General features: G+C 74.2%; 1 protein-coding gene. It reads left to right on the top strand.

What is annotated here, in order from left to right:
• Positions 1-325 (top strand): beta-galactosidase (locus ACLQ29_RS35495; RefSeq protein ID WP_425775719.1); only part of this gene is annotated, 325 nt, incomplete at both ends.

Genomic DNA, 325 nt, shown 5'->3' with positions numbered 1-325 from the left:
CCACGGCAGCCGGGACACCTACTGCGCCGCCGCGCCCGCGTACCGGGCCGCCGCCCGCCGCATCGCCGCCTTCCTCGCCGACCGGTACGCCCACCACCCGGCGCTGGCGCTGTGGCACGTGCACAACGAGTACGGCACGATCTGCCACTGCGAGCACGCCGCGCGGGAGTTCCGGGCCTGGCTGGCCGCCCGGCACGGCACCCTCGACGCCCTCAACGCCGCCTGGGCCACCAGCTTCTGGAGTCAGCACTACTCCGACTGGGCGCAGCTCAGCACCCCCCGGGCGACGCAGTACCTGGCCAATCCGGGGCAGTTGCTCGACTTC

It is taken from the genome of Micromonospora sp. DT228 (genome assembly GCF_049841595.1).
Taxonomy (GTDB): domain Bacteria; phylum Actinomycetota; class Actinomycetes; order Mycobacteriales; family Micromonosporaceae; genus Micromonospora.
This window is presented reverse-complemented; position numbering and strand designations above follow the sequence as displayed.